General features: G+C 56.6%; 1 protein-coding gene. It reads right to left on the bottom strand.

The features are described from left to right. Positions 1–341: 341 nt before the first annotated feature. Positions 342–1625 carry a hypothetical protein gene (locus QN357_RS18745; protein ID WP_323505369.1) on the bottom strand — a complete coding sequence of 428 codons (1284 nt, stop codon included), beginning with the start codon at positions 1623–1625 and terminating at the stop codon, positions 342–344. Between the last annotated feature and the right edge of the window lie 330 nt (positions 1626–1955).

Genomic DNA, 1955 nt, shown 5'->3' with positions numbered 1-1955 from the left:
TGAACGATACAAATCACGCATCTGAACAGTGGGGCTCACTCGCACCACAGGTGGTGCCCATCGAAGCCAATATTCACCCAGACGCGCAAAATCCATACGATCTGTCGGTTCCGCACGTTGAGCCCCTTGGAGGTTGACATCGAGAACCACCCGAGTCGCTCCCACTTGCGCCCGTACAGCTTCTCAAAAACCACCAAGTAACCGAGGTCTTGAATCCCACCGCGTTTCCGCAGTTGGTCCCTTCCTCGAAAAGCATGCCAGGAGCGCCAACGGCATACCTTTCAACGAGCGCCGACAACAAGACCGGCCGTTCTCAGGAAGCCCTGCCGGATATTCCGACCTCAAGTCCTTTGCGTCGACAATCTTGACTTTCGAAGAGGCTTCAAGAGGGCTGCGACAGTCCGGAACAGTCGTTGTCTCGTCGCCATGGCGCCGACTGCGACTTGTTCCGGCTCCTCAGGTAGGGAAAAGTTTCGAAGTTGGGCACCGACCGCATAGTAGAAGGCGGCCAGTTGGACCTTTCTATTGACTCCAACCAACGGGACTCCCGCGAGGTCGACTAGAGCCACCTTTGATTTGCGATTCAAGAACCAGACCGCTGCGAGCAGTACCCCATATAGAGCAAGCACGAGTCCGCCGAGGAATGGTCCGAGAGCGATAAAGGCAGCCCAGGTCGTGGGCAGCAGGGAAAAAGCTACGCCTGTACTCCAGCCGATTGCGTTCGGCACATGATTGTTTCTCAGGCTCACTAAAGCCTGACGGAAGGAAAGATACGCCAGTACCCCGAAAAGGGTGTAGAAACCAACGGCGATAGCGTGCGACGCCACATATACCCAAAGGAATTCCAATGGATTATTTACAGTCTGCATTCCTCCTCTCAGGTCGAAGACGAAGATGAAAAAGCCTAAGAAGATTACAGAATAGGCAACAATGACGCGCCACAATTCTGCAAACGCAGACGGCCGTAGAGCCTTTTGAACCAGTTTCAGTTCTAGGTCGCTGAGCACTTCACGACCGGGCTTCGAAGGGTGGACTTGCATCCATCTTGCTTGCCACGCGATACGTCGCTGGGCTGCCGTGTTGTACGTTTCCTCCGCGAATGTCTTCACCGCCCGGACCTCGGCTTGTGACCTCGAGTTTGCCGCTGCGAGGAGGACAAATACAAAGGCAATCCCTGCAACGACAAATGCCAGAAGTACGTTCTGAAGCGAAGTGCTCATCTTGGCCGCTGATCCTGCGGGAGACTCCGACCCTACGATGGCAAGTTGCACGGCGTTAACGAGCGCTCCAAGCCCGATGAACGCTGTGAAGACAGAAGACGCCACGAGCATGTCCGCGAAAACAAGGACGGATGCGAGAACGTGAAATGGGTTTTCGCCCTGGTCCGCAGGTCGCGAGGTGCGCGTGTCGACAATCAGAGATCTGTCAGCCAGGACTAGGCCGACGATGAGTGCCGAAAAGGCGGTAACAGCCAGTAATGCGGCCGCGGGGTCAATGCCAATGGAAGGCATACTCCCGGACTGCGAACCCGCCATAATCTCCGCGCCGTACATCGCTGCCGACAAGATAAACGCAGCGATGAAGGCATGATAAGCCTTCACGAAAATTCTGCGTTTCGCATCCATGAGCGGGGTTATGACCGTTGAATCCTGGTCTCCATTGCTCTGCCGGACCATCACCGCCTTGCCCCATACTTTCCAGGCGTCCGAACGGCATCCAGTCTGTTCACGTGCACAATCTCCCCCTGCATCGCAGGCCCCTCAGACGAGCCCCTGCTCTGATTATGGACCCCCGGCGCCAGGCCCGAGCACGATGGGCGATCCTGACCGCGCCATTCGTAGAAGGGGCTGTTGGGCCGATCTGGGCTGCTAATGCCGGCGTGACGGCGCTCAGCGAAATTCCCCAGTCCTGCTCATCGAAGCTCCCCAGGTCGCGGGGTTAGATTAGCGGAAGTT

This window comes from Cryobacterium sp. RTC2.1, from assembly GCF_035018685.1.
Classification (GTDB): domain Bacteria; phylum Actinomycetota; class Actinomycetes; order Actinomycetales; family Microbacteriaceae; genus Cryobacterium; species Cryobacterium glucosi.
Note: the sequence above shows the minus strand (reverse complement) of the source record. Positions and strands in the feature narration are given on the sequence as shown.

Excerpts from the sequence above, each read along its gene's own strand:
- QN357_RS18745 (WP_323505369.1), bottom strand. The coding sequence starts at position 1,625 with ATGGATGCGAAACGCAGAATTTTCGTGAAGGCTTATCATGCCTTCATC.